General features: G+C 74.7%; 20 protein-coding genes. 10 read left to right on the top strand and 10 right to left on the bottom strand.

The annotated features are described in order from the left end of the window. Positions 1-89 precede the first annotated feature (89 nt). Both OYE22_RS05035 and OYE22_RS05030 read left to right on the top strand, forming a co-directional pair. Positions 90-1,172 (top strand): Zn-dependent alcohol dehydrogenase, encoded by a 1,083-nt coding sequence (locus tag OYE22_RS05035; RefSeq protein WP_277319278.1) that lies wholly within the window; start codon positions 90-92, stop codon positions 1,170-1,172. A 189-nt stretch (positions 1,173-1,361) separates the two neighbouring features. Then, the gene (locus OYE22_RS05030; RefSeq protein WP_277319277.1) at positions 1,362-2,921 is read left to right on the top strand and encodes an alpha/beta hydrolase; all 1,560 of its coding nucleotides are present in this window, start codon (positions 1,362-1,364) and stop codon (positions 2,919-2,921) included. Positions 2,922-3,009: 88 nt separating this feature from the next. On the opposite strand, the gene OYE22_RS05025 is transcribed toward OYE22_RS05030, so the two are convergent. Continuing rightward, the gene (locus tag OYE22_RS05025) at positions 3,010-3,654 is read right to left on the bottom strand and encodes a TetR/AcrR family transcriptional regulator (RefSeq protein WP_277319276.1); all 645 of its coding nucleotides are present in this window, start codon (positions 3,652-3,654) and stop codon (positions 3,010-3,012) included. Between the two features lie 70 nt (positions 3,655-3,724). Between OYE22_RS05025 and OYE22_RS05020 the strand changes: the two genes are divergently transcribed. Together OYE22_RS05020 and OYE22_RS05015 are read left to right on the top strand one after the other, a co-directional pair. Then, positions 3,725-4,879: an acyl-CoA dehydrogenase family protein gene (locus tag OYE22_RS05020; RefSeq protein WP_277319275.1), complete on the top strand. Its 1,155-nt coding sequence runs from the start codon at positions 3,725-3,727 to the stop codon at positions 4,877-4,879. A 124-nt stretch (positions 4,880-5,003) separates the two neighbouring features. Continuing rightward, positions 5,004-5,624, top strand: coding sequence for a TetR/AcrR family transcriptional regulator (locus OYE22_RS05015; RefSeq protein ID WP_277319274.1), 621 nt, complete (start codon positions 5,004-5,006; stop codon positions 5,622-5,624). A gap of 55 nt (positions 5,625-5,679) precedes the next feature. On the opposite strand, the gene OYE22_RS05010 is transcribed toward OYE22_RS05015, so the two are convergent. The 3 genes from OYE22_RS05010 to OYE22_RS05000 form a co-directional block, all read right to left on the bottom strand. Further along, entirely contained in the window at positions 5,680-6,144 is a 465-nt protein-coding gene (locus tag OYE22_RS05010) for a MaoC family dehydratase (protein WP_277319273.1), read from the bottom strand. Positions 6,145-6,401: 257 nt separating this feature from the next. Next, positions 6,402-6,992 carry a hypothetical protein gene (locus OYE22_RS05005; protein ID WP_277319272.1) on the bottom strand — a complete coding sequence of 197 codons (591 nt, stop codon included), beginning with the start codon at positions 6,990-6,992 and terminating at the stop codon, positions 6,402-6,404. A gap of 609 nt (positions 6,993-7,601) precedes the next feature. Then, a complete protein-coding gene (locus tag OYE22_RS05000; protein ID WP_277319271.1) occupies positions 7,602-8,171 on the bottom strand; it encodes a hypothetical protein in 570 nt (189 codons plus the stop codon). A 348-nt stretch (positions 8,172-8,519) separates the two neighbouring features. On the opposite strand from OYE22_RS05000, the gene OYE22_RS04995 reads away from it, so the two are divergent. From OYE22_RS04995 to OYE22_RS04980, 4 genes are all read left to right on the top strand, one after another. Next, positions 8,520-8,894, top strand: a complete 375-nt coding sequence (locus OYE22_RS04995; protein WP_277319270.1) for a hypothetical protein — start codon at positions 8,520-8,522, stop codon at positions 8,892-8,894. Positions 8,895-9,110: 216 nt separating this feature from the next. Beyond that, positions 9,111-9,878, top strand: a complete 768-nt coding sequence (locus tag OYE22_RS04990) for an SDR family oxidoreductase (protein ID WP_277319269.1) — start codon at positions 9,111-9,113, stop codon at positions 9,876-9,878. A 106-nt stretch (positions 9,879-9,984) separates the two neighbouring features. Beyond that, on the top strand, positions 9,985-11,643 hold the full coding sequence (locus OYE22_RS04985; RefSeq protein ID WP_277319268.1) for an AMP-binding protein: 1,659 nt from the start codon (positions 9,985-9,987) through the stop codon (positions 11,641-11,643). Between the two features lie 77 nt (positions 11,644-11,720). Next, on the top strand, positions 11,721-12,320 hold the full coding sequence (locus OYE22_RS04980; protein WP_277319267.1) for a TetR/AcrR family transcriptional regulator: 600 nt from the start codon (positions 11,721-11,723) through the stop codon (positions 12,318-12,320). A gap of 89 nt (positions 12,321-12,409) precedes the next feature. On the opposite strand, the gene OYE22_RS04975 is transcribed toward OYE22_RS04980, so the two are convergent. The 6 genes from OYE22_RS04975 to OYE22_RS04950 form a co-directional block, all read right to left on the bottom strand. Then, entirely contained in the window at positions 12,410-13,645 is a 1,236-nt protein-coding gene (locus tag OYE22_RS04975) for an acyl-CoA dehydrogenase family protein (protein WP_277319266.1), read from the bottom strand. Between the two features lie 7 nt (positions 13,646-13,652). Further along, positions 13,653-14,720: a phosphotransferase family protein gene (locus OYE22_RS04970; protein ID WP_277319265.1), complete on the bottom strand. Its 1,068-nt coding sequence runs from the start codon at positions 14,718-14,720 to the stop codon at positions 13,653-13,655. A gap of 125 nt (positions 14,721-14,845) precedes the next feature. Beyond that, positions 14,846-15,787, bottom strand: a complete 942-nt coding sequence (locus OYE22_RS04965; RefSeq protein ID WP_277319264.1) for an MBL fold metallo-hydrolase — start codon at positions 15,785-15,787, stop codon at positions 14,846-14,848. Positions 15,788-15,906: 119 nt separating this feature from the next. Then, positions 15,907-16,218 (bottom strand): DUF202 domain-containing protein, encoded by a 312-nt coding sequence (locus tag OYE22_RS04960; RefSeq protein WP_277319263.1) that lies wholly within the window; start codon positions 16,216-16,218, stop codon positions 15,907-15,909. Further along, on the bottom strand, positions 16,218-16,703 hold the full coding sequence (locus OYE22_RS04955; RefSeq protein WP_277319262.1) for a DUF202 domain-containing protein: 486 nt from the start codon (positions 16,701-16,703) through the stop codon (positions 16,218-16,220). Before OYE22_RS04955 ends, OYE22_RS04960 begins: the two co-directional genes overlap by 1 nt. Before the next feature lie 218 nt (positions 16,704-16,921). Continuing rightward, positions 16,922-17,464 carry an NUDIX domain-containing protein gene (locus OYE22_RS04950; RefSeq protein WP_277319261.1) on the bottom strand — a complete coding sequence of 181 codons (543 nt, stop codon included), beginning with the start codon at positions 17,462-17,464 and terminating at the stop codon, positions 16,922-16,924. 159 nt (positions 17,465-17,623) lie between these two features. On the opposite strand from OYE22_RS04950, the gene OYE22_RS04945 reads away from it, so the two are divergent. Beyond that, the gene (locus tag OYE22_RS04945; RefSeq protein ID WP_277319260.1) at positions 17,624-19,297 is read left to right on the top strand and encodes an FAD-binding dehydrogenase; all 1,674 of its coding nucleotides are present in this window, start codon (positions 17,624-17,626) and stop codon (positions 19,295-19,297) included. Positions 19,298-19,866: 569 nt separating this feature from the next. Next, positions 19,867-20,814, top strand: a complete 948-nt coding sequence (locus OYE22_RS04940; RefSeq protein ID WP_277319259.1) for a hypothetical protein — start codon at positions 19,867-19,869, stop codon at positions 20,812-20,814. The last annotated feature ends 17 nt before the right edge of the window (positions 20,815-20,831 follow it).

Here is a 20,831-nt window from a genome sequence, read left to right as displayed (position 1 = left end):
CCCGTCGGCGCCGGGTCCATCGGCCCGCTGGTGACGGGGGCGGGCCAACGCCCCACCCCCACACCGTGCCTGTGCCCCTAGGAGAAACCGTGGTTCGCGCCGCTGTACTCACCGCAGTCAACGCTCCGCTGGAGATCACCGAGATCGACCTCCCGAAGCCGGGCCCCGGACAGGTCCGGGTCAAGCTCACCGCCGCCGGCGTGTGTCACTCCGACCTGTCGCTGTCCAACGGCACGCTGCGGCAGCCGGCGCCGGCCGTGCTCGGGCACGAGGGGGCCGGCGTCGTCAGCGCCGTGGGCGAAGGGGTGACATCGGTGGCCACCGGCGACCGCGTCGTCCTGAACTGGGCACCCTCGTGCGGGAACTGCCACTTCTGCGCGCTGGACGAACCGTGGCTGTGTGTCCACGCGGGCGCCGCCGCCGACGCCCCGTACGCCACCCTCGCGGCCGACTCCACCGCCCTGTACCCGGGCCTTGGCACCGCGGCGTTCGCCGAGGAGACCGTGGTGCCCGCGCACGCGGTGTTGCCGCTGCCGGACGGCGTGCCGCTGATGGACGCCGCGCTGCTCGGCTGCGCGGTGCTCACCGGGTACGGGGCCGTCTTTCACGCGGCCAAGATCGTCGAGGGCGAGTCGGTCGTGGTCTTCGGCGTCGGCGGGGTGGGCCTCGCGGTGCTCCAGTGCGCGCGGATCGCCGGCGCGGGACCACTGATCGCCGTCGACATCTCGCCCGAGAAGGAGGAACTCGCCAGAGCCGCCGGCGCGACCGACTTCCTGATAGCGGGCGAGGACACGGCCAAGCGGGTGCGCGCCCTCACCGAGGGGCACGGCGCCGACGTGGCCATCGAGTGCGTGGGCCGCGCGGACACCATCCGCGCCGCCTGGACGAGCACCCGTCGCGGCGGCCGGACCACCGTCGTCGGCATTGGCGGCAAGGACCAGCAGGTGACGTTCTCCGCGCTGGAACTCTTCTACTTCGGCCGCACCCTCTCCGGCTGCGTCTACGGCAACAGCGACCCGGTCCGCGACCTGCCGGCGATCGCGGAGCACGTGCGCGCGGGAAGGCTCGACCTGTCGGCCCTGATCACCGACCGGATCGGGCTCGAAGGCATCCCCGCCGCCTTCGACGCCATGCTCGCGGGCCGCGGTGGCCGGGCGCTCATCGTCTTCTGAGCCTTCTGGGCTCTCTGAGCCTTCTGGGCAATCTGGGTTTCTGGGCTTTCCTACCCGCCGGGCCGACGGCCGGTCCGTACGACGGTGGTCAGCCCGACGGGCGCGCCCCGCACGCTGGTGCTGTCCCCCTTCCCAAGGCGGGGGACAGCACCAGTGAGTGGTCCGGGGCGCGCGGCCTAGCGTGCTGTCATGCATGCGATGACAAGGCCGGCGGCGGCGGGCACGGCGCTCGCCGCCTGCCTGACCCTCCTGCCCACGGCCGTCATACCGGCCGCGGCCCACGACGGCCCGCCCGCCGCGACGAGCGAACTCTCCCGCTTCTACGACCAGCGTCCGCAGTGGCGGAGTTGCGTGCTCGGCCCGGGGGACGAGGAGGGGAGGCAACTGGAGAAGGCCGGCGCCCAGTGCGCCGACATCACGGTTCCGCTGGACTACGCGCGCCCCACCGGCCGCACCATCACCGTCGCCCTCTCCCGGATCAGGGCCACCGACACCGCCCACCGCGTCGGCCCGATCGTCTTCAACGACGGCGGCCCCGGCGGCCCCTCCCTCACCAGCCCGCTGGCGGCGCGGACCGCGATGCGGGACAACGCGGCCCGCTACGACCTGATCGGCCTGGACCCCCGGTTCGTCGGCCGCAGCACCCCGCTGGACTGCGGCTGGCCCGTCGGCACCGGCCTGGTCTCGGCCGGCATGACCCGGGCCAGCTTCGACCGGCAGGTCGCCCACCAGAAGGACCTGGCCAGGCGCTGTTCCACCCGACACGGTGCCGTCCTGCCGCACGTCACCACCCGCAACACCGCCCGCGACATGGACGTCGTACGGGGCGTGCTGGGCGAGCGGAAGATCTCCTACCTGGGCTACTCGTACGGCACCTACCTGGGCACCGCCTACACCCAGATGTTTCCGGGCCGCTACGACCGGGTGGTGCTCGACGGGGCCATCGACCCGCGTGAGTACCGGCCCCGGCTGCTCAAGGGCCGGGAGGAGATCGGAGACCAGGCATTGCGCGCCTGGGCCGAGTGGACCGCGCGGCGCCACGCGACCTACGGCCTCGGCACGAGCGGGCCGCGGGTGCTGCGCACCGTCGAGCGCACCGCGCGGGCCGCGGCGGTGCGCCCGCTGGTGGTCGGCTCGGGCCCGGACGCGTACCGGGTGGACGACGCGACGGTGCCGATGATCGCCTTCGCCGGCGCCGCCGACGACCGCGACCCGGCCCGGCACGCGCTCGCCGGCCAGCTCTCGGTGCTCGCCCGCGCGGCGCGCGGCGAGCGCGTCGAGCCGACGCCGGAGTTGGTGGAGATGCTGGACTTCGCCCTGACCGGCAAGCAGTCGGGGTACGGCAGCGCGCAGGTCGCCATCCTGTGCGGCGACGGGACGGCGCCGCGCGACCCCGAGGTGTACTGGCGCGACGTCCAGCGCAGCCGGGACCGTTATCCGCTGATGGGGCCGATGGCCAACAACGTCAACCCCTGCACGTTCTGGCCCGACCTGCCGCGCGAGGCCCCGGTCCGGGTGGAGCGGGACGCCCCGGCGCTCATCGTGGCCGCCACCGGCGACCCCCGCACCTCCTACCAGGGCAGCAAGGCCCTGCGCGGCATGCTGCCCAGCTCCCGGCTGCTGACCCTGGAGGGCGCGAACCACCACGGGGTGTTCGGCGAGTACGGCAACGCCTGCGTGGACGACCAGGTCAACGCCTACCTGCGGACGGGCAGGCTGCCCGGATCGGACGTGACCTGCCGCAAGTAGCGCGTCGGCGGGCGGTGGCGCCCGGGCGCCGGGCGGGTCGGGGAGCCGCGCGCCCCGACCCGCGTCGGTCTCGGGACCCTAGCCCGGCTCAGATCAGCCGCTGGAACTGGAGCTCAAGCCCGTCCAGCAGGGCCGTCAGGCCCGTCTCGAACGCGCCCTCGTCCACCTGCTGTTGCCGCTCGGCCAGCAGGTGCGCCTGGCCCAGGTGCGGATAGGCCGCCGGGTCGTACGCCCCTGGATCGTCCACGAAACCGCGGGCGAAGGAGCCGAGCGCGGACCCGGCGACGAAGTAGCGCATCAGCGCCCCCACCCGCGTCGCGTGGGCGGGCGGCCACCCCGCGCGCACCATGGCGCCGAACACCGCGTCCGCCATCCGCAGCCCCGTCGGCCGCCGCCCTGGCCCCTGGGCCAGCAGCGGCACGATGTGCGGGTGGGCGGTGAGCGCCGCCCGGTAGGAGCGAGCCCAGGCGAGCAGTGCCGGGCGCCAGTGCTCGGGGCCGTCGCGCCCCGCGTCGAACATCGAGAGGTCGACCTCGGCGACCACGGTGTCCGCGACCGCGTCCAGGATCTCGTCCTTGGTCGGGAAGTGGTTGTACAACGACGGCCCGCTGACCCCGAGTTCGGCGGCGAGCCGGCGGGTCGAGACGGCCTGCAACCCCTCGGCGTCCACGAGGGCGAGGGCGGCCGTGACGATTCTCTCGCGGCTCAGCAGGGGCTTGCGGGGGCGGGCCATGCGCCACATAGTAGAGCCCGCCACACAAAAACTAGCGCTGCTAACTACGCGCACACCCTGGGGCGGCGACATGGACCTGGAGCTCACGGACGAGCAGAACGCGGTGCGCCGACTGGCCAAGGACTTCGTCGACCGGGAGGTCGCGCCGCACGCCGCCGCGTGGGACCGCGCCGAGCGGGTCGACCGCGCCATCGTGCCCAAGCTGGGCGCGCTCGGCTTCCTCGGCCTCACCATCCCCGCCCGCTACGGCGGCTCCGACGGTGACCACCTCTCGTACGCGCTGGTCACCGAGGAACTCGGGCGCGGCGACTCGGCGGTGCGCGGCATCCTGTCGGTCTCGCTCGGCCTGTGCGCCAAGTCCGTCGCCGCCTGGGGGAGCGAGGCACAGAAGCGGGAGTGGCTGCCGCCGCTGTGCGCGGGCGAGGCCGTGGGCTGCTTCGGGCTCACCGAGCCCGGCACCGGATCGGACGCCGCCTCGCTGACCACCCGCGCGGTACGCGACGGCGCGGGATACGTCATCGACGGCACCAAGACGTTCATCACCAACGGCACCTGGGCCGACGTGGTGTTGCTCTTCGCCCGCACCGGGCCCGAGCCCGGACACCGGGGCATCAGCGCCTTCCTGGTGCCCACGGACACGCCGGGGCTCGGACGCAGCGAGATCCACGGCAAGCTCGGGCTGCGTGGCCAGGCCACCGCGGAGCTGACCTTCGACGGGGTGCGGGTGCCCGCGTCGGCGCTGGTCGGCGAGGAGGGGCAGGGCTTCAAGGTCGCCATGTCGGCGCTGGCCAAGGGCCGGATGTCGGTCGCGGCCGGCTGCGTGGGCATCGCCCAGGCGTGCCTGGACGCGGCGGTGGCCTACGCGGGCGAGCGCGAGCAGTTCGGCGGCAAGACCATCGCCCACCACCAACTCGTACAGGAGCTGCTCGCGGACATCGCCGTCGACGTGGCCGCCGCCCGCCTGCTGACCTGGCAGGTGGCCGACCACATCGAGCGCGGGCTGCCGTTCGCGACCCAGTCGTCGGTGGCCAAGCTCTACGCCAGCGAGGCGGCCGTACGGTGCGCCAACAACGCCCTCCAGGTCTTCGGCGGCTACGGCTACGTGGACGCGTACCCGGTGGGCAAGCTGCTGCGGGACGCGCGCGTGATGACCCTGTACGAGGGCACCAGCCAGATCCAGAAGCTCCTGATCGGTCGCGAGCTGACCGGGGTCGCCGCGTTCTGATCGGCCATGGGAGCGCAGCCGACGGGCGGCGCGGAACGCGGGACTAAGCGCCCGCTCACCCGCGCGGTAGGGTGAGCCTCCCGTCGCGGAGGGTCCGTGGCGGGCTGGCAGAGCGGGGCCTTCCATGAGCGCGCAGGCGCAGCAGTCCGAGGAAGAGTGGGCCGACATCGCCCCGGACGCCGCCCGGCGGCTGGTCATCGCCGCGGTGCAGGCGTTCGCCGAGCGCGGCTACCACGCCACGACCACCCGCGACATCGCCAGCCGCGCGGGCATGAGCCCGGCCGCGCTCTACATCCACTACAAGACCAAGGAAGAACTGCTCTACCAGATCAGCCTGGTCGGCCACCGGCTCGCGCTCGACATCCTGGAGCGCCCGGCGCTCGCCGACGGCAGCCCGGCCGAGCGGCTGGCCGACGCCGTCCGTTCCTTCGTCCGCTGGCACGCCGAGCACCACACCACGGCGCGCGTGGTGCAGTACGAACTGGACGCGCTGGGCCCCGAGCACCGGGCCGAGATCGTCGGCATGCGCCGGGCCACCGACGCCGCGGTGCGCGGCATCATCGAGGACGGCGTGCGCTCCGGCGACTTCGACGTCACCGACGTGCCGGGCACGACCCTGGCCGTCCTGTCGCTCTGCATCGACGTGGCCCGCTGGTTCAGCACGGAGGGCCGCCGCACCCCGGACGAGGTGGGCGACTCGTACGCGGCCCTGGCCCTGCGCATGGTGGGCGCGGCGGGCGCGTAACCCGCGGCGCGCGGCGGGTGCGTGGCCCACGGGCTTGGCGGGCGCCGCCGGGCGGCTAGTGGAAGAAGCGGCTGACCGACTCCGCGACGCACACCGGGCGTTCGCCGCCGCCCTCGCGCTCGATCGTGATGACCGTGGTGAGTTGGACGCCATCCTTGACCTCGGCGACCTCCGTGATCCTCGCCGTCGCGCGCAGCCGCGAGCCGACCGGCACCGGGGCCGGGAAGCGCACCTTGTTCACGCCGTAGTTCACCCCCATGCGGACGCCCTCGACGCGCCAGAGCCGGGGCATGAACGCGGGCACCAGCGACAGCGTCAGGTAGCCGTGCGCGATGGTCGTGCCGAACGGCCCGGCCGCGGCCCGCTCCGGGTCCACGTGAATCCACTGGTGGTCCCCGGTCGCCTCGGCGAACAGGTCGATCCGCCGCTGGTCGACCTCCAGCCAGTCGCTCGGCCCGAACTCGGTGCCGACCGCGGACCGCAGTTCGTCGAGCGAGGTGAAGATCCGGGGTGGGGTCATGGCGGTGCCTCCCGTGGTGCCGTGCCGTGCTGGCGGCGCACGTACCGGCACGGGGAGCGCCCGCGCCCGTACTCCGTTGACTAAGCGGTTGCTCAGCATGCTGGCCCGGGGCGGGGCTGTCAACGTGCCCCGGGGCGCGCGGGCGTGCGCCACCGGGCGGCAGCCGGCCGGCGCGGTCGCCCCGATCCGCCCGGCGCGCCACGAGCGGCGCGCCGCCAGGCCCCACCCCGAGCGGCGCGCCACGCGCCACGCCTGGCTCAGCGCGCGCCCGCCATCGCGGGGGCCCTGGGCGCGGGCACGGGGCGCGGCACCACGATGCCGCAGCTCGCGCAGACCGGCCCGGGCTCCCAGGCGCGGCCCGCGAGCCCGTGCCAGGTCACGCGGTCCTGCCCGCACACAGGACAGCCGCTGGCCGACCCCTCCGGCGCCTCCATGGCCGCGATGACCTGCCGCAGCACCTGCGGCAGCGGCGCGGCCGGGTGCGTCTCGGGGTCGGCGCACCGGACGACCTCGCAGCCGCCCCAGGTGAGTCGGTGCCAGTCGTCGACGGCGCCCGGTTGGCGTACCCCGTCGTGCTTCTCGCGCCTGCGCCGGGCGGCGAACTCCGCCTCGTAGGCGAGCCACACCTCCCGCGCCTCCTCAAGCTCCGTCAGCGCCGCCACTAGGCGCGCCGGGTCGGGATCGCGGTCTCCGGGCCGCATCCCGGTGCGGACGCACAGGTGGTGCCAGGTGGCGCGGTGCCCGTACGGGGCGAAGCGCTCCAGGCATTTGCGGAGCGAGGTGCGCCGTAGCGCGACGCTGTTCCGTGGATCGCGAACCTCTCGTGCCAGTGCTCTGAAACCGGCCAAAGCATCCCACCTCCGACATGCGAACCAGACCCGATGCTCAATGGACGTGGCCCGCCGCGATTTGGCTCCATCATTTCGCTCGGTCTTCCAGCGCGTTCGCCTCCGGGCCCGCACCGTGCCCCCGCGAGGGCGCGGCGCGAGCGCCGTGGCGCGGCGTCGTCCGCGGCGGGGCGGACGGCTCCGCCGCGCCCGTGCGACGCCCGATCGCCGTGGGCCGTGCCGCTCGCCCGTACGGCCGCGACTCCGGGGGCCGGCGTCCGTACGCGGCCGTCACGGCCACCTCGTCGGCGGCTACCCGCGCGCATCCAGGGCAAACCGCACCGGTCAGGCGCGCCGACCGGAAGCGGGCGTCGGGGCGGGGCTCCGGGCCGGAGTTGGGCCCGTCGGGCGGTGGGCACGCGCGGCGGCGCGGGCGCCACCGCATGGGTGACGCCCGCGCCGGTTCCGGCTCCACTCCGTCGTCAGGTGGGTGTCTGCCACGGCGTCACCGGGCGAGGCTGGTCCGCCGTCCCGTGACCGCGCGTCCCCGCGCGCGGTGGGCTCGGTTCCCCGTGCGGACGCCTCGCCCCGCCGTCCGGCCGAACGGGGCCGCCGCCCCGCTCGGCCGCTTCAGCCGCGGGCCTTCATCGCGCGGCCGTACCGCTTTACCGGAGGCAGCCAGCACAGCACCACCGCGGCGACGCTCGCGAAAACGGCGATGCGACTCAGCATGGCGACGGAATCGGGCTCGTAATCGCCGAGGATAAGCAGGTGCACAATGATCGAGGCAATTGCCGCGACGGTGATGAGAACCCGGGACCAGGTGGCTGCCTTACGGGCCAGCAGGGTGGCTATCAGCGCGCAGCCGGCGAAGAACGCGACCATTCCGGCGCGGGCGACCAGCGTGTCCTGCCGGTCGCTGATCAGCTCCTCCCACATGGGCCCGGTCAGGCTCCTGAAGTCGGCCGCGGTGAACCCGGAGGGGAGGCCGAGCACGTCCGGCTGCTCGTCGATCACGTCCTTGACGTTGGTCTCCGCCATGTCCTTGCCGCCGGCGAAGACCAGGATGGAGCCGAACAACCCGCTCAGGGCCGCCAGCGCGGAACTCAGGAGCAGGGCGAGCAGCAGCGCCGGGCGCCGGGTGTCCGCGGGGGGCTGTCGGTGGTCGCCGAGGGTCGGGGCGACCTGGGAATGACTCACTTACGTATCTCTCCTCGCGTTATCGAATAACCGGTTGGGACCCTGCTCCAGAGAAAAGGAAAGCAGAGCAGGGAGATGGGGAGTGCGACAGCGCAAAAGCCTTCCACGAACCTCGCGGGGTTAGCCACAATTCACGGAACAAATCTGCGGAACATTCCAGGTGTTCCATCGATCAGTTCGTCGCCGAGTGGCGCACGGCCGCGGTTATGCCGCGGCCGTGGAGATGAGAGAGGAGCGACCGCCGTATCCGGCGGCGCTGTTGGGCACGACGCGCTGCTGACCAACCTCCCGGCAGGCCGGCTCCCCGGGCCCCGGGCCCGCGTCGCCGAGCTGCCGGACCTGCCGCTGGTGGTGCCCACCACGGGGCTGATCGGCGGCTTCCTGCGCGGCTGGTTCGGCGCGGGCTTCCGGCAGGTGCTCACCGTCGCCGCCGAGATCGACACCATCGGCTACGGCTTCGAACTGCCGCGCTCCGGCCTGGTCGAGGGCTGTGTGCTGGTCACGCGGGGCATCGCGGAGGCGGCGGCCGACGGGCGCCTGCCGGAGGCGGCCGGCCTGCGCCCCCTGCCGCTGGTCGACGACGCGGGGCCCGAACTCCGGGTGCTCTCCGGCGCGTTCACCCGGCGCGGGGAGCGGGCCGCGCTGGCCCCGGGCCACCCGCTGAACGTGCTGTGGCGCTGCCTCGCCGCCGAACACGAACGGCGCGTGAGCGCGGGGCGCTGACCCGCCGCGAGCGCGCCTCCCGGTAGGCCCAGAGCCGGCCAGACACCCCGTCGACCAGCGTCCGCCGCGCCCTTTCGTACGCCATACCGACCGGTTAGTCTGCGCTGAGCGCGCGGCGTACGCGGCGGCCGGCCGACTCGGTGAGCGGCCCGTCGGCGGGGCTCGCGCGCACGTCGCCGGCGGCCGGGAGCAGGGGAGAGGCACATCGTGGAGTCCATGCGGGGCGCGGGAGTGGTCGTGACCGGGGCGGGCGGCGGCATCGGGGCCGCGCTCGCCAGGGGCTTCGCCGCCCGCGGCGCTCGGGTCGTGGTCAACGACATCGACGCCGACAAGGCGCGGGCCGTGGCCGCCGAGATCGACGGCACCGCCGTGCCGGGCGACGCTTCCGTGGCGCTCCCCGCCGCGCGGGACGCGCTCGGCGGCGCCGTCGACGTCTTCTGCGCCAACGCCGGCGTCGCCCCGGTCGGCGGCCCCGAGGCGGACGAGGCGCTGTGGGCGGCGGCCTGGGACGTCAACGTGATGGCCCACGTCCGCGCGGCCCGCGAACTGGTCCCCGGCTGGCTGGAGCGCGGCCACGGCCGGTTCGTGTCCACCGTCTCCGCCGCCGGCCTGCTCACCATGGTCGGCTCCGCCCCGTACAGCGTCTCCAAGCACGCCGCGTACGCCTTCGCCGAATGGCTCTCCGCCACCTACCGGCACCGGGGCGTCCGGGTGCACGCGATCTGCCCGCAGGGCGTCCGCACGGACATGCTGGCCGGCACCGGAGCCACCGGGGAACTGGTGCTCGCGCCCACCGCCATCGAGCCCGAGGCGGTCGCCGACGCCCTCTTCCAGGGCATCGCCGAGGAACGCTTCCTGATCCTGCCGCACCCCGAGGTGGCCGACTACTACGCCGCCCGCGCCACCGAACCCGACCGCTGGCTGGAGAACATCAACCACCTCCAGCGCAAGGTCGAACAGCTTCCCGACGCGGCCGGGCGGTGACCCGCGGCGGACCCCGCCACCGGGCACCGGCCGCCAGCGGCACGCCCGGGAGTCCGCCACCGATCCCCGCGCCCGCCAGGCGCGGCCGACCGACCAGGAGTGGCCGATGACCACCTACCAGGACCAGCCCTGGCTGTCCCAGCTCAACGCGGCCCAGCGCCGCCCGGCCAGCCCGCGCCCCAGCGTGCTGCACGCCTTCCGGGACTCCGCCCGCGCCACACCCGACCGCACCGCGCTGGCCTACTTCGACGGGCGGCTGAGCTACCGGGAGGTGGACCGGCTCTCGGACGCGCTCGCCGCGCACCTGGCCGCCCGAGGTTTCCGGCCCGGCCAGCGGCTGGCCATCGTGTTGCAGAACTCGCCGCACTTCGTGCTGGCCCTGCTCGCCACCTGGAAGGCCGGCGGCATCGCCGTGCCCGTCAACCCGATGTACAAGGCGGCCGAGTGCGCGCACATCCTGGCCGACGCCGAGGTGAGCGCGCTGGTCTGCGCGGACCTGGCGTGGGAGGGCCACCTGCGCGAGACGGTCGCCGGCTCGTCCGTACGCGTCGTGCTGACGGCCCGCGAGTCGCAGTTCCAACGCCGCGACGACGCGCGGGTACTGCCCGCCGACCGGCCGGCCCCGCCCGTGGACGCCACCGACCTGCTGGCCGCGGCCAGCGGCCCGCCGGCCGCGTCCGCCCCGCCCACCGCGCCCGAGCCCGTCCCCGGCGACCCGGCGCTGATCTGCTACACCTCCGGCACCAGCGGTGCCCCCAAGGGCGCCACGAACACCCACGGCAACCTGGTCTACAACGCGGAGCGGCAGCGCGTCGGACACGAGCTGCCGGCCGGCTCCACCTACTTCGCGCTGGCCCCGCTGTTCCACATCACCGGCCTGGTCTGCGAGCTGTCCGCCTGCCTCGCCGCAGGCGGCACGCTCGCGCTCGCCTACCGGTTCCACCCGGGCGTGGTGCTGGACGCGTTCGCCGAGCACCGCCCCGCCTACACCGTCGGGCCCGCCACCGCCTTCATGGCCCTGCTGGCCCACCCGGAGGCCACCCGCGAGCACTTCGCCTCCTTCGCGGTGATCTCCTCGGGCGGCGCGCCACTGCCGCCCGCCCTGGTGGCCACCTTCCAGGAACGCCTCGGCCCCTACCTGCACAACGGCTACGGCCTCACCGAGTGCAGCGCCCCCTGCGCCAGCGTCCCGCCCGGCCGGCGGGCCCCCGTCGACCCGGTCTCGGGCACCCTGGCCGTCGGCGTCCCCGGGCCCGACACGGTGGTGCGCGTCCTGGACGAGGCCGGCGCCGAGGTGCCGTTCGGCGAGCTGGGGGAGATCGCCGTGCGCGGCCCGATGGTCGTGCCCGGCTACTGGCGCCGCCCGCGCGAGAGCGAGGCCGCGCTGCCCGGCGGCGAACTGCGCACCGGCGACGTCGGGTTCATGGACCGGCAGGGTTGGCTGTACGTCGTGGACCGCAAGAAGGACATGATCAACGCCTCCGGCTTCAAGGTCTGGCCGCGCGAGGTGGAGGACGTCCTGTACACCCACCCCGCCGTGCGGGAGGCGGCCGTGGTCGGCGTGCCCGACGCCTACCGCGGCGAGTCGGTCAAGGCGTACGTGAGCCTGCGCGCCGGGCACGACACGGCGCCCGGCGACCTCGTGGCCTACTGCGCGGACCGGCTGGCCGCGTACAAATACCCCCGCGTAGTGGAGATACTGCCGGAGCTGCCGAAGACGACGAGTGGGAAGATCCTCCGGCGGGAGCTGCGCGCCGCGGGGTGAGCCGCCGGGCGCGGCTCGGGCAGCGCACGACATGCGGCCGGGCCGCGGTGGTACGGAACGAGGGGCAGGTGGCGGCGATGGCCAGGGCGACGGGCGACGAGGCGAGAGCGGTGCCGGTGCCGCGGCGACTGCTGGAGGCCGCCACCAGGCTCTTCGCCGAGCAGGGTTACGACCGCACCTCGGTGCAGGAGATCGTGGAGGCCGCCGGCGTCACCAAGGGCGCGCTCTACCACTACTTCGGTTCCAAGGATGACCTGCTGCACGAGGTGTACGGGCGGGTGCTGCGGCTGCAACAGGAGCGGCTCGACGCGCTCGCGGACGCGGACGCGCCCGTGCAGCGGCGCCTGCGGGACGCCGCCGCCGACGTCGTGGTCACCACCATCGAGAACCTCGACGACACGAAGATCTTCTTCCGTTCCATGCACCAGCTCAGCCCCGAGAAGCACAAGCAGGTGCGGGCCGAGCGGCGCCGCTACCACGAGCGGTTCCGGGCGCTGATCGAGGAGGGCCAGCGCGCCGGCGTCTTCAGCGACGCCACCCCCGCCGACCTGGTGGTGGACTACCACTTCGGCTCCGTGCACCACCTGGGCACCTGGTACCGGCCCGACGGCCCGCTCACCCCGCAGCAGGTCGCCGACCACCTGGCCGACCTGCTGCTGCGCGCCCTGCGTCCGTAACCGGCCCGAACGTCCAGCGGCGAACGTCCTGCGGCGGTGCGGCCAGGACCCGGCGGCCCGGGCGCGCGGGCCGCCGGGGGAGGGGCGGCTCAGCCCCCGGCAGGGCTCTCGGTGGCGTACCGCTTCAACTCGCGGCGGGCCAGCGAGCGCTGGTGCACCTCGTCGGGGCCGTCGGCCAGCCGCAGGGTGCGCGCCGCGGCCCACAGCTCGGCCAGCGGGAAGTCCTGGCCCACGCCGCCGCCACCGTGCAACTGCACCGCCTGGTCGATGATGTCGGCCACCGCGCGCGGCGTGGCGATCTTGATGGCCTGGATCTCGGTGTGCGCGCCCCGGTTGCCGACCGTGTCCATCAGCCAGGCGGTCTTGAGCACCAGCAGCCGCAACTGCTCCACGCTCACCCGCGCGTCCGCGATCCACGCCTGCACCTGACCCTGCGCGGCCAGCGGCTTGCCGAAGGCCGTACGGGACAGGGCGCGGCGGCACATCAGCTCGATGGCGCGCTCGGCCATGCCGATCAGCCGCATGCAGTGGTGGACGCGCCCGGGGCCCAGCCGGGCCTGGGCGATGGCGAAGCCGCCACCCTCCTCGCCGATCAGGTGGTCCGCCGGCACCCGCACCCGGTCGAAGACGACCTCGGCGTGGCCGCCGTGGTAGTGGTCGGCGTACCCGTAGACCCGCATGGCCCGGCGGATCTCGACGCCCGGGGTGTCGCGCGGCACCAGCACCATCGACTGCTGGCGCCGGGGGTCGGCCCCGTCCGGGTCGGTCTTGCCCATCACGATGAACACCTGGCAGTCCGGGTGCAGCGCGCCGGAGATGTACCACTTGCGGCCGGTGATGACGTACGCGTCGCCGTCGCGCTCGATCCGAGTCTCGATGTTGGTGGCGTCCGAGGAGGCCACGTCCGGTTCGGTCATCGCGAACGCGGACCGGATCTCGCCCGCGAGCAGCGGCTCAAGCCAGCGCGCCCGCTGCTCGGGGCTGCCGAACTCGGCGAGCAGCTCCATGTTCCCGGTGTCGGGCGCGGCGCAGTTCAGCGCGGTGGGGGCCAGTTGCGGGCTGCGGCCGGTGATCTCCGCGAGCGGCGCGTACTGCGCGTTGGTCAGCCCCGCCCCGTGCTCCCTGCCGGGCAGGAACAGGTTCCACAGCCCGCGCTCGCGCGCCTCCCGCCGCAGCTCGGCCACCACCGGCGGCGGCGCCCACGGGTCGTCCTGCGCGGCGCGCTGCTCGCGCGCGATGACCTCGGCCGGGTAGACGTGCTCGTCCATGAAGGCCAGCAGCGCGCCGCGCAACTCCTCGGTGCGCGCGTCGTAGGCGAAGTCCATGGCGCTCTCAGCCCTCCTCAAGGGTGGTCAGGCCGCGGTCGACGAGCAGCGGGACCAGCGCGCCGACCCGGTCGAACCCGGCACCCACGGTCTGCCCGAGCGTGTAGCGGTAGTGGATGCCCTCCGCGATCACGGCGAGCTTGAAGAACGCGAACGCGACGTACCACGCGACGCGGCCCACGTCGCGGCCCGAGCGCGCCGCGTACCGCTCGACCAGCTCGGCGCCCGACGGGTGCCCCGGGGCGCCGCGCACGCTGCTGAGCGGGGAGTTGGGCACCTCGGGCAGCTCCGTGTACATCGCGAGCAGGCCCAGGTCGCTCAGCGGGTCGCCGAGCGTGGACATCTCCCAGTCCAGGACGGCGGCGATGGCGCGATCCGCGCCGACCAGCACGTTGTCCAGGCGGTAGTCGCCGTGCAGGACGGTCGGCGCCGGCGAGGTGGGCAGCGCCCTGGTCAGCCCGTCCAGCAACTCCTCGACGCCGGCCAGCTCCCGGCTGGTGGAGTGCGCCAACTGCTTGCTCCAGCGCCGGAGCTGGCGCTCCAGGTAGCCGTCGGGCCGGCCGAAGTCGGCCAACCCCACCTCGGCCGGGTCCACCGCGTGCAGCTCCACCAACGTGTCCACCAGGTCGAACAGCAGCTCCCGGGTGGCCCGCGGGCCCAGCCCGGCGAGCTGTTCGGCGCTGCGGTACGGGACGCCGTCGACGTGCTCCATGACGTAGAACGGCGAGCCGGTCACCGACTCGTCCTCGCACAGCGCCAGCGGCTCGGGCACCGGCACGCGCGTCGGGTGCAGGGCGCTGATGACCCGGTACTCGCGCCCCATGTCGTGCGCGGTGGCCAGCACGTGGCCCAGCGGCGGGCGGCGCAGGACCCACCGGGCGGCCCCGTCGGTGACGGCGTAGGTGAGGTTGGACCGGCCGCCCTCGATGAGCTGGGCCCGCAGCGGCCCGTCCACCAGGCCGGGCCGCGCGCGCTCCACGAAGGCCCGCACCCGCGCCAGGTCGAGCCCCGGGGGAGCGGCGGCCCCGGGGTCGTCGGCGGGCGATGGCCCCGGGGGTGGGCTGCCTGCGCTCATCGGGTCTTCCTCCGGTGGGTCGGGGGCGGGGTCCGCGGCGGTCCGTGGACGCGGGGACCAGCGGACCCCGCTCATGATGCCGACCAGTCGGTATGGAGTCCAGCGATTCCCTCGATCGGCCCGGCTCAGGCGTGGCAGGCCACCGGGCGACCGCCGTTGAGCACCGCCATCTCGGCGAAGATCGTCGCCACGTCCAGCGGGGCGCCCGGCGGCAGCCCGTCCAGCTCCGCGTAGGCCCGGTGCAGGTTGGCCACCAGCCGCTCGCTCTCGCGCAGCGTGCCGAACTCGCCGAGGTCGGCCGCGCGCGCCACCTCCAGCGGCGTACGGCCCTCCTTGTGCCCGTGCTCGGCCAGCTCGCCCACGTACCGCAGGTAGCGCTCCACCGTGTCGTACACCTCGGGCCCGGTGACCGTCCCGTGCCCCGGCACGACCGTCTCCGCGCCCAGCGCCCGCAACTGCGCCACGGCCGCCAGGGAGCCGGCCAGCGAGCCCATCAGCACGAACGGGGTGCCGCCGTGGAAGACCAGGTCGCCGGTGTAGACGACGCGCTGCTCCGGCAGCCACACGATGGTGTCGCCCCTGGTGTGCGCGACGCCCGGGTGGTGCAACCGCACCTCGATCTCGCCGACGTACAGGGTCAGCGAGTCGGTGTAGGTGAGGGTCGGCGGGGCGATCTCGACGGCGCCGAAGTCCACCTCGGGCCAGATCGCGTGCAACTGGCGCCCGCTTGCCAGCGTCTCGGTACGGCACGCGGCGTGTCCCACGGTGGTGGCCTCGGGCAGGAACACCCAGTTGCCGTAGGTGTGGTCGCCGTGGTGGTGGGTGTTCACCAGCACCTGCGGCAGCGGCGCCCCGCTGGCGAGCACCGTCTCGCGCAGCACCCGCGCCCGCCGCTCCGTCGCCGCCGTGTCCACCAGCACCGTGCTGCGTCCGTCGCTGACGTACCCCGCGTTGTTCAGGCACCAGCCGCCGTCCGGTTGGACGTACGCGTGGACGCCCGCGGCCAGTTGGACGGAGTACGGCTCGGTGGCCGCCGCCCAGGTGGTGGCGGCGCTGCTGTGGGACATCGGGTCCTCCCGGAATCCGGCGAGTTGGCGCGCTTAGCGTGGCAGCCGAGTACCCCGTCCGAAAGGGCACCCCCTCGCCCCCGGCACGCGCCCCCCGAGTGCGCCGGCGCGCGCCGTGGCTACCGCAGCATGCCCACGCCCAGCACGCTCAGCAGCGCGGCGCACCCGGCCGCTGCCACGGCCGCCCGCGGGGACAGGGCGGGCGGCCGTGGCGCGGCCAGGGCCCGGATGCGGCGTTGTCCCACGGCCAGCAGGGCCAGCCACACCAGTCCGGCCAGCGCCACCGCCAGCACCGCCAGCGGCCGTGGCCCCCCGATCACCGCCTGCCGGCCGGCCAACACGCCCACCACGGCGCCCGCGAGCGTCGTCCGCCGCCACGCCATCCGGGTCCGCTCCGGCTGAAGCCCCGGATCGCGCGCCGGCCGACCCACTAGCCGGCCCCGCCCAGCGCCACGACCAGCACCATCACCACCGACATCAGGCCCACCGCCAGCGCGAGGACGGTCGGGAAGCGCGAGATGGGCAGGTCCTCGCCGCGCCGCATGGCCCGCTCGCAGCGCAGCCAGTGGTTGACCGCGCGCAGCGCGCACAGCGCCCCGCCCACCAGCAGCGCGATCGCCAGCACGGTCCGCAGCGGCCGGTCCTGGTCCGGCAGGAACTGGTCCACCGCGAAGCCGCCGCCGATCAGCGCGAGCGCCGTACGCAGCCAGGCGAGGAACGTGCGCTCGTTGGCGAGCGAGAACCGGTAGTCAGGCGTCTGGCCCTCGGCCCGCACCTGGGCCGGCGCCCACCACAGCCCGACCTCCGCGCGCGCGGTCCGCCAGCGTCCGCGCCGGCCGGCCGGTTCGCCCTCCCGGCCGTGGCCGGGTCCGGCGGGGGCCCCACCGGTCGGCGGGCGGGCATCGCGGGAGGTCATGACGGCAGAGCATGAACGTTCATGCTGCCGAGCCTAGCCCCGCCCACTCCGCTCGGCGTCCCGAGGCCGCCCGGGCACACGGCGGACCCCGACACCTCGCCGACCGGTCACCCACACGTCACCGGCCCGCCCCCGCCGCGCCCACCCGCGCGCTCCGGCCCCGCCCCGACGCCGCCAGCCCCCGCCCGGCCCCGTTCGGCGTCAGGCCCCCGGGCCCGTCAGCGCGCGTCCGCCGGCCGGGCGGCCCGCCAGGCCAACAGCCGCTCGTACGCCTCCGCCCCGTCCGGCACCCACTCCCACTCGTCCAGCCTGGCCGCCAACTCCTCCTCGGTGAGGAAGGCGTGCCAGGCGACCTCCTCCACCTGCGGATCGACCGGCAGGTCGCAGCGCACCTCGTAGACGTGGCACCACCAGGACTTGCCCGGGCGCTCGAAGCGGAAGGAGAACAGCGGCGTCGGCGCGGGCAGCCCGCTGACGCCCAGCTCCTCCTCGGCCTCGCGCAGCGCGGCCTCCTCGTACGACTCGCCGGCCCCCACCACGCCGCCCACGAACATGTCGTACAGCCCCGGGAAGACGAGCTTGCGCTCGGTGCGCCGGTGTACGAAGACGCGGCCGGCGGCGTCCCTGGCCAGGATGAACACGCAGCGGTGCCGCAGCCCCCGGGCGTAGACCTCGCCGCGCGGCGCCTGGCCCACCACCCGGTCGAGCTCGTCCACGACGTCCAGTACCTCATCCGCCGACCGGGGCGTCTCATCAGCCATGCGGCCATCCAACCAGCACCGCCACCACGCGAAGACCCGGCCCGGACGGTTGACGCCATACCCATGGGTAACGAGGATCGGGCGGGCGACGGGCGCCAAGCCCGGCGCAGGCCACCGGGCCAGGTGCCGCAGGGGCGGGCCCCGACGAGGACGGAAACCATGGCGTACGACGCTGATGTCATCGTGGTCGGAGCGGGACTCGCGGGGCTCGCCGCCACCGCCGAACTGGTCGACGCGGGGCGCACGGTCATCCTGCTCGACCAGGAGCCCGAAGCCTCGCTCGGCGGGCAGGCGCACTGGTCCTTCGGCGGCCTCTTCCTGGTCGACTCGCCCGAGCAGCGCCGGCTGCGCATCCGCGACAGCCACGCGCTGGCCTGGCAGGACTGGCAGGGCACGGCCGGCTTCGACCGCCCCGAGGACCGCTGGCCGCGCCGCTGGGCCAAGGCGTACGTGGACTTCGCGGCCGGCGAGAAGCGGGCCTGGTTGCGCGCGCGGGGCGTGCGGTTCTTCCCCGTCGTCGGCTGGGCCGAGCGCGGCGGCTACGACGCCACCGGACACGGCAACTCGGTGCCCCGCTTCCACATCACCTGGGGCACCGGTCCCGGCCTGCTCGCGCCCTTCGAGCGGCGGGTGCGCGCCGGCGTGGAACGCGGCCTGGTCCGCCTCCGGTTCCGGCACCGGGTCACCGGACTCATCAGCACCGCCGGCGACCTGGACACCGTCAGCGGCGAGGTGCTGGCGCCCTCCGACGCCGAGCGCGGCACGCCCAGCGGTCGCGAGGTCACCGGCGCCTTCGAACTGCGGGCCCAGGCGGTCATCGTCACCTCGGGCGGCATCGGCGGCAACCACGAACTGGTGCGCCGCAACTGGCCCCGCCGCCTCGGCATGCCGCCGGGGCACCTGATCTCCGGGGTGCCCGAGTACGTGGACGGGGCCATGCTGGGCGTCGCCGAGCGGGCCGGCGCCCGACTGATCAACCGCGACCGGATGTGGCACTACACCGAGGGCATCGCCAACTGGGACCCGATCTGGCCCCGGCACGGCATCCGCATCCTGTCCGGGCCGTCCCCGCTGTGGGTGGACGCGGTCGGCAAGCGGCTGCCGGTGCCGCTCTTCCCGGGCTTCGACACCCTGGGCACCCTCGAACACATCATGCGCACCGGCTACGACTACACCTGGTTCCTGCTCACCCAGAAGATCATCGCGAAGGAGTTCACGCTCTCGGGCTCCGAGCAGAACCCCGACCTGACGGGCAAGGACGTGCGCGGGGTGCTCGGCCGGGTCGGTGGCGGCGTGCCGGGCCCGGTGCGGGCGTTCATGGACCGTGGCGAGGACTTCGTCGTCGAGCACAACCTGACCGACCTGGTGCGCCGGATGAACGAGCTGACCGAGGCCGACCCACGGCGCAGGTCCGGCCACATCGACGAGGGCGAACTGCGCCGCGAACTCGCCGCCCGCGACCGCGAACTGACCAACAGGTTCACCAAGGACCTCCAGGTCACCGCCCTGCACGGGGCCCGCGGCTACCTCGGCGACCGTCTGATCCGCACCGCCGCGCCACACCCCATGCTCGACCCCAAGGCCGGCCCGCTGATCGCCGTGCGGCTCAACATCCTCACCCGCAAGACCCTCGGCGGCCTGGAGACCGACCTCTCCGCACGGGTGCTCACCGACGACGGCTCGCCGCTGCCCGGCCTGTACGCGGCGGGGGAGGCCGCCGGGTTCGGCGGCGGCGGGGTTCACGGCTACCGCGCGCTGGAGGGCACCTTCCTCGGCGGCTGCCTCTTCTCCGGCCGTACGGCGGGCCGCGCGGCGGCAGCGGCGGTCGACTAGGCGCGGCCGTCGCGCGGCGGGGCGCGCCCCCTACCCGACCCCTAGTTGTCCGTAACACGCCCCCGTTCGCCGTGACACGGCGCCCGCGCCCCGCTCCACCCGCCGCGCCGACCGACCCCCGGCACCCGCTCACCGCCCACGGCGCGCCGTCCGTAGGGCGGGCCCCGCCACGTGCCGGAGGGCACGGCGCCGAAACGGGGCCCCACCTCGTGCGACCGCGCGCCAGGCTCGCCCCGACGCCCGTCGTCGGGGCGCGAGTTGACTGCGCGCTGGCACCGCGAGCGCACCGTCGGTGAGCGGCGTCGTCGCGACGGGAACCCGGTGCCGGCGCGGGGCGTTCGACGTAAGGGTTCGGAAAGGTTTGGCGGAACGCCCAGGACACGAGGACGTCACGGAATCCGAGGGGCGTCTTCCGGCCTTGACGCAGACCAGTGACTACCGGTTTGCTGTCCGTGATCATTCGCCGTCGGCGGCGCTGGCACCCGGGGCCACCGATGGGCCGGGCGCCCCCGCGCGAGCTGACGCCGCGGCGGGGCTGGAGGTGACAGCGTTGTGGAGGAACTTCACGGATGACGCCTCCTCGACGCCCCTTCACCCGCCCGTGGCGCAGGGACCGACTGGCCTTCGACCCCGCGCTGGACGACGCCCCGCTGGCCGCCGCCCGTAACGCGCTCGCCCAGGGACGCTGGGGCGCCGCGCGGTCGCTGCTCGCCGAGACCGGCGACGACTGGGACCGCAGGGGACATCGGCTCGTCGTGCTCGCCGAGGTCAGCGCGTGCGCCTCCTGGGCCAGCGACTGGCAGCGCGCCGAGCCCGACAGCGCCTGTGCCGCGGCCCTGCTGGCCTGCGCGACCGCGTTGCGCGCCGTGCGCGGCAAGGTGCGCTACGCCACGGCGCGCGAACACGCCCTGGCCGCCGCCCGCTTGGCCCCGGCGGACCCCTCACCCTGGCTGGCGCAGCTCATCGCGGCCCGCGCGCTGGGCGGCGGGGACGACTGCGCGCGCGCCTTCGACCAGGTGCGCGCCCGGCACCGGGACCACCACCACGCCCACCACCTGATGGCCACCTACCTCGCCGAACGAGGTACCGGCGGCGGCGACCCGCTGCACGAGGTGTACGACTTCGCCGACTGGGCCGCCGAACAGGCGCCCGCCGACTCCCCGCTGGCCGTGCTCCCCGTGGTGGCGCACACCGAGCGGTTCCGCGTCCTGGCCGCCGCCGGCCATCTGCCCCGCGACCCGCGCGAGTCCGAGCACTGGTCCACGCGCAAGGCCCGGCAGGTGATGAAGGCCGCCTTCGACTGGTGGCTGGAGTGGGAGGGCGAGGGCCATCCCCGGCAGCAGGTCGACCTCAACTACCTGGCGCACGCCAAGTTCCACGAGGGCCGGCTGGCCGAGGCCGCCGCCCTCTTCCACCGCATCGGCCCGCACGCCACCCGGTCCCCCTGGTCGTACGCCGACCGCGACCCCAAGCAGGAGTTCCGCGCAGCGCGCACCGCGGCGCTCGGCTCGCCCTGACGCACTTCCCGCACCTC

It is taken from the genome of Streptomyces sp. 71268 (genome assembly GCF_029392895.1).
Classification (GTDB): domain Bacteria; phylum Actinomycetota; class Actinomycetes; order Streptomycetales; family Streptomycetaceae; genus Streptomyces.
Note: the sequence above shows the minus strand (reverse complement) of the source record. Positions and strands in the feature narration are given on the sequence as shown.

Coding starts and splice junctions, on each gene's coding strand:
- OYE22_RS04955 (WP_277319262.1), bottom strand. CDS start 16,703: ATGACCTCCCGCGATGCCCGCCCGCCGACCGGTGGGGCCCCCGCCGGA.
- OYE22_RS04980 (WP_277319267.1), top strand. CDS start 11,721: ATGGCCAGGGCGACGGGCGACGAGGCGAGAGCGGTGCCGGTGCCGCGG.
- OYE22_RS04975 (WP_277319266.1), bottom strand. CDS start 13,645: ATGGACTTCGCCTACGACGCGCGCACCGAGGAGTTGCGCGGCGCGCTG.
- OYE22_RS04970 (WP_277319265.1), bottom strand. CDS start 14,720: ATGAGCGCAGGCAGCCCACCCCCGGGGCCATCGCCCGCCGACGACCCC.
- OYE22_RS04945 (WP_277319260.1), top strand. CDS start 17,624: ATGGCGTACGACGCTGATGTCATCGTGGTCGGAGCGGGACTCGCGGGG.
- OYE22_RS04940 (WP_277319259.1), top strand. CDS start 19,867: ATGACGCCTCCTCGACGCCCCTTCACCCGCCCGTGGCGCAGGGACCGA.
- OYE22_RS05010 (WP_277319273.1), bottom strand. CDS start 6,144: ATGACCCCACCCCGGATCTTCACCTCGCTCGACGAACTGCGGTCCGCG.
- OYE22_RS05015 (WP_277319274.1), top strand. CDS start 5,004: ATGAGCGCGCAGGCGCAGCAGTCCGAGGAAGAGTGGGCCGACATCGCC.
- OYE22_RS04990 (WP_277319269.1), top strand. CDS start 9,111: ATGCGGGGCGCGGGAGTGGTCGTGACCGGGGCGGGCGGCGGCATCGGG.
- OYE22_RS04965 (WP_277319264.1), bottom strand. CDS start 15,787: ATGTCCCACAGCAGCGCCGCCACCACCTGGGCGGCGGCCACCGAGCCG.
- OYE22_RS05025 (WP_277319276.1), bottom strand. CDS start 3,654: ATGGCCCGCCCCCGCAAGCCCCTGCTGAGCCGCGAGAGAATCGTCACG.
- OYE22_RS04985 (WP_277319268.1), top strand. CDS start 9,985: ATGACCACCTACCAGGACCAGCCCTGGCTGTCCCAGCTCAACGCGGCC.
- OYE22_RS04950 (WP_277319261.1), bottom strand. CDS start 17,464: ATGGCTGATGAGACGCCCCGGTCGGCGGATGAGGTACTGGACGTCGTG.
- OYE22_RS05030 (WP_277319277.1), top strand. CDS start 1,362: ATGCATGCGATGACAAGGCCGGCGGCGGCGGGCACGGCGCTCGCCGCC.
- OYE22_RS05020 (WP_277319275.1), top strand. CDS start 3,725: ATGGACCTGGAGCTCACGGACGAGCAGAACGCGGTGCGCCGACTGGCC.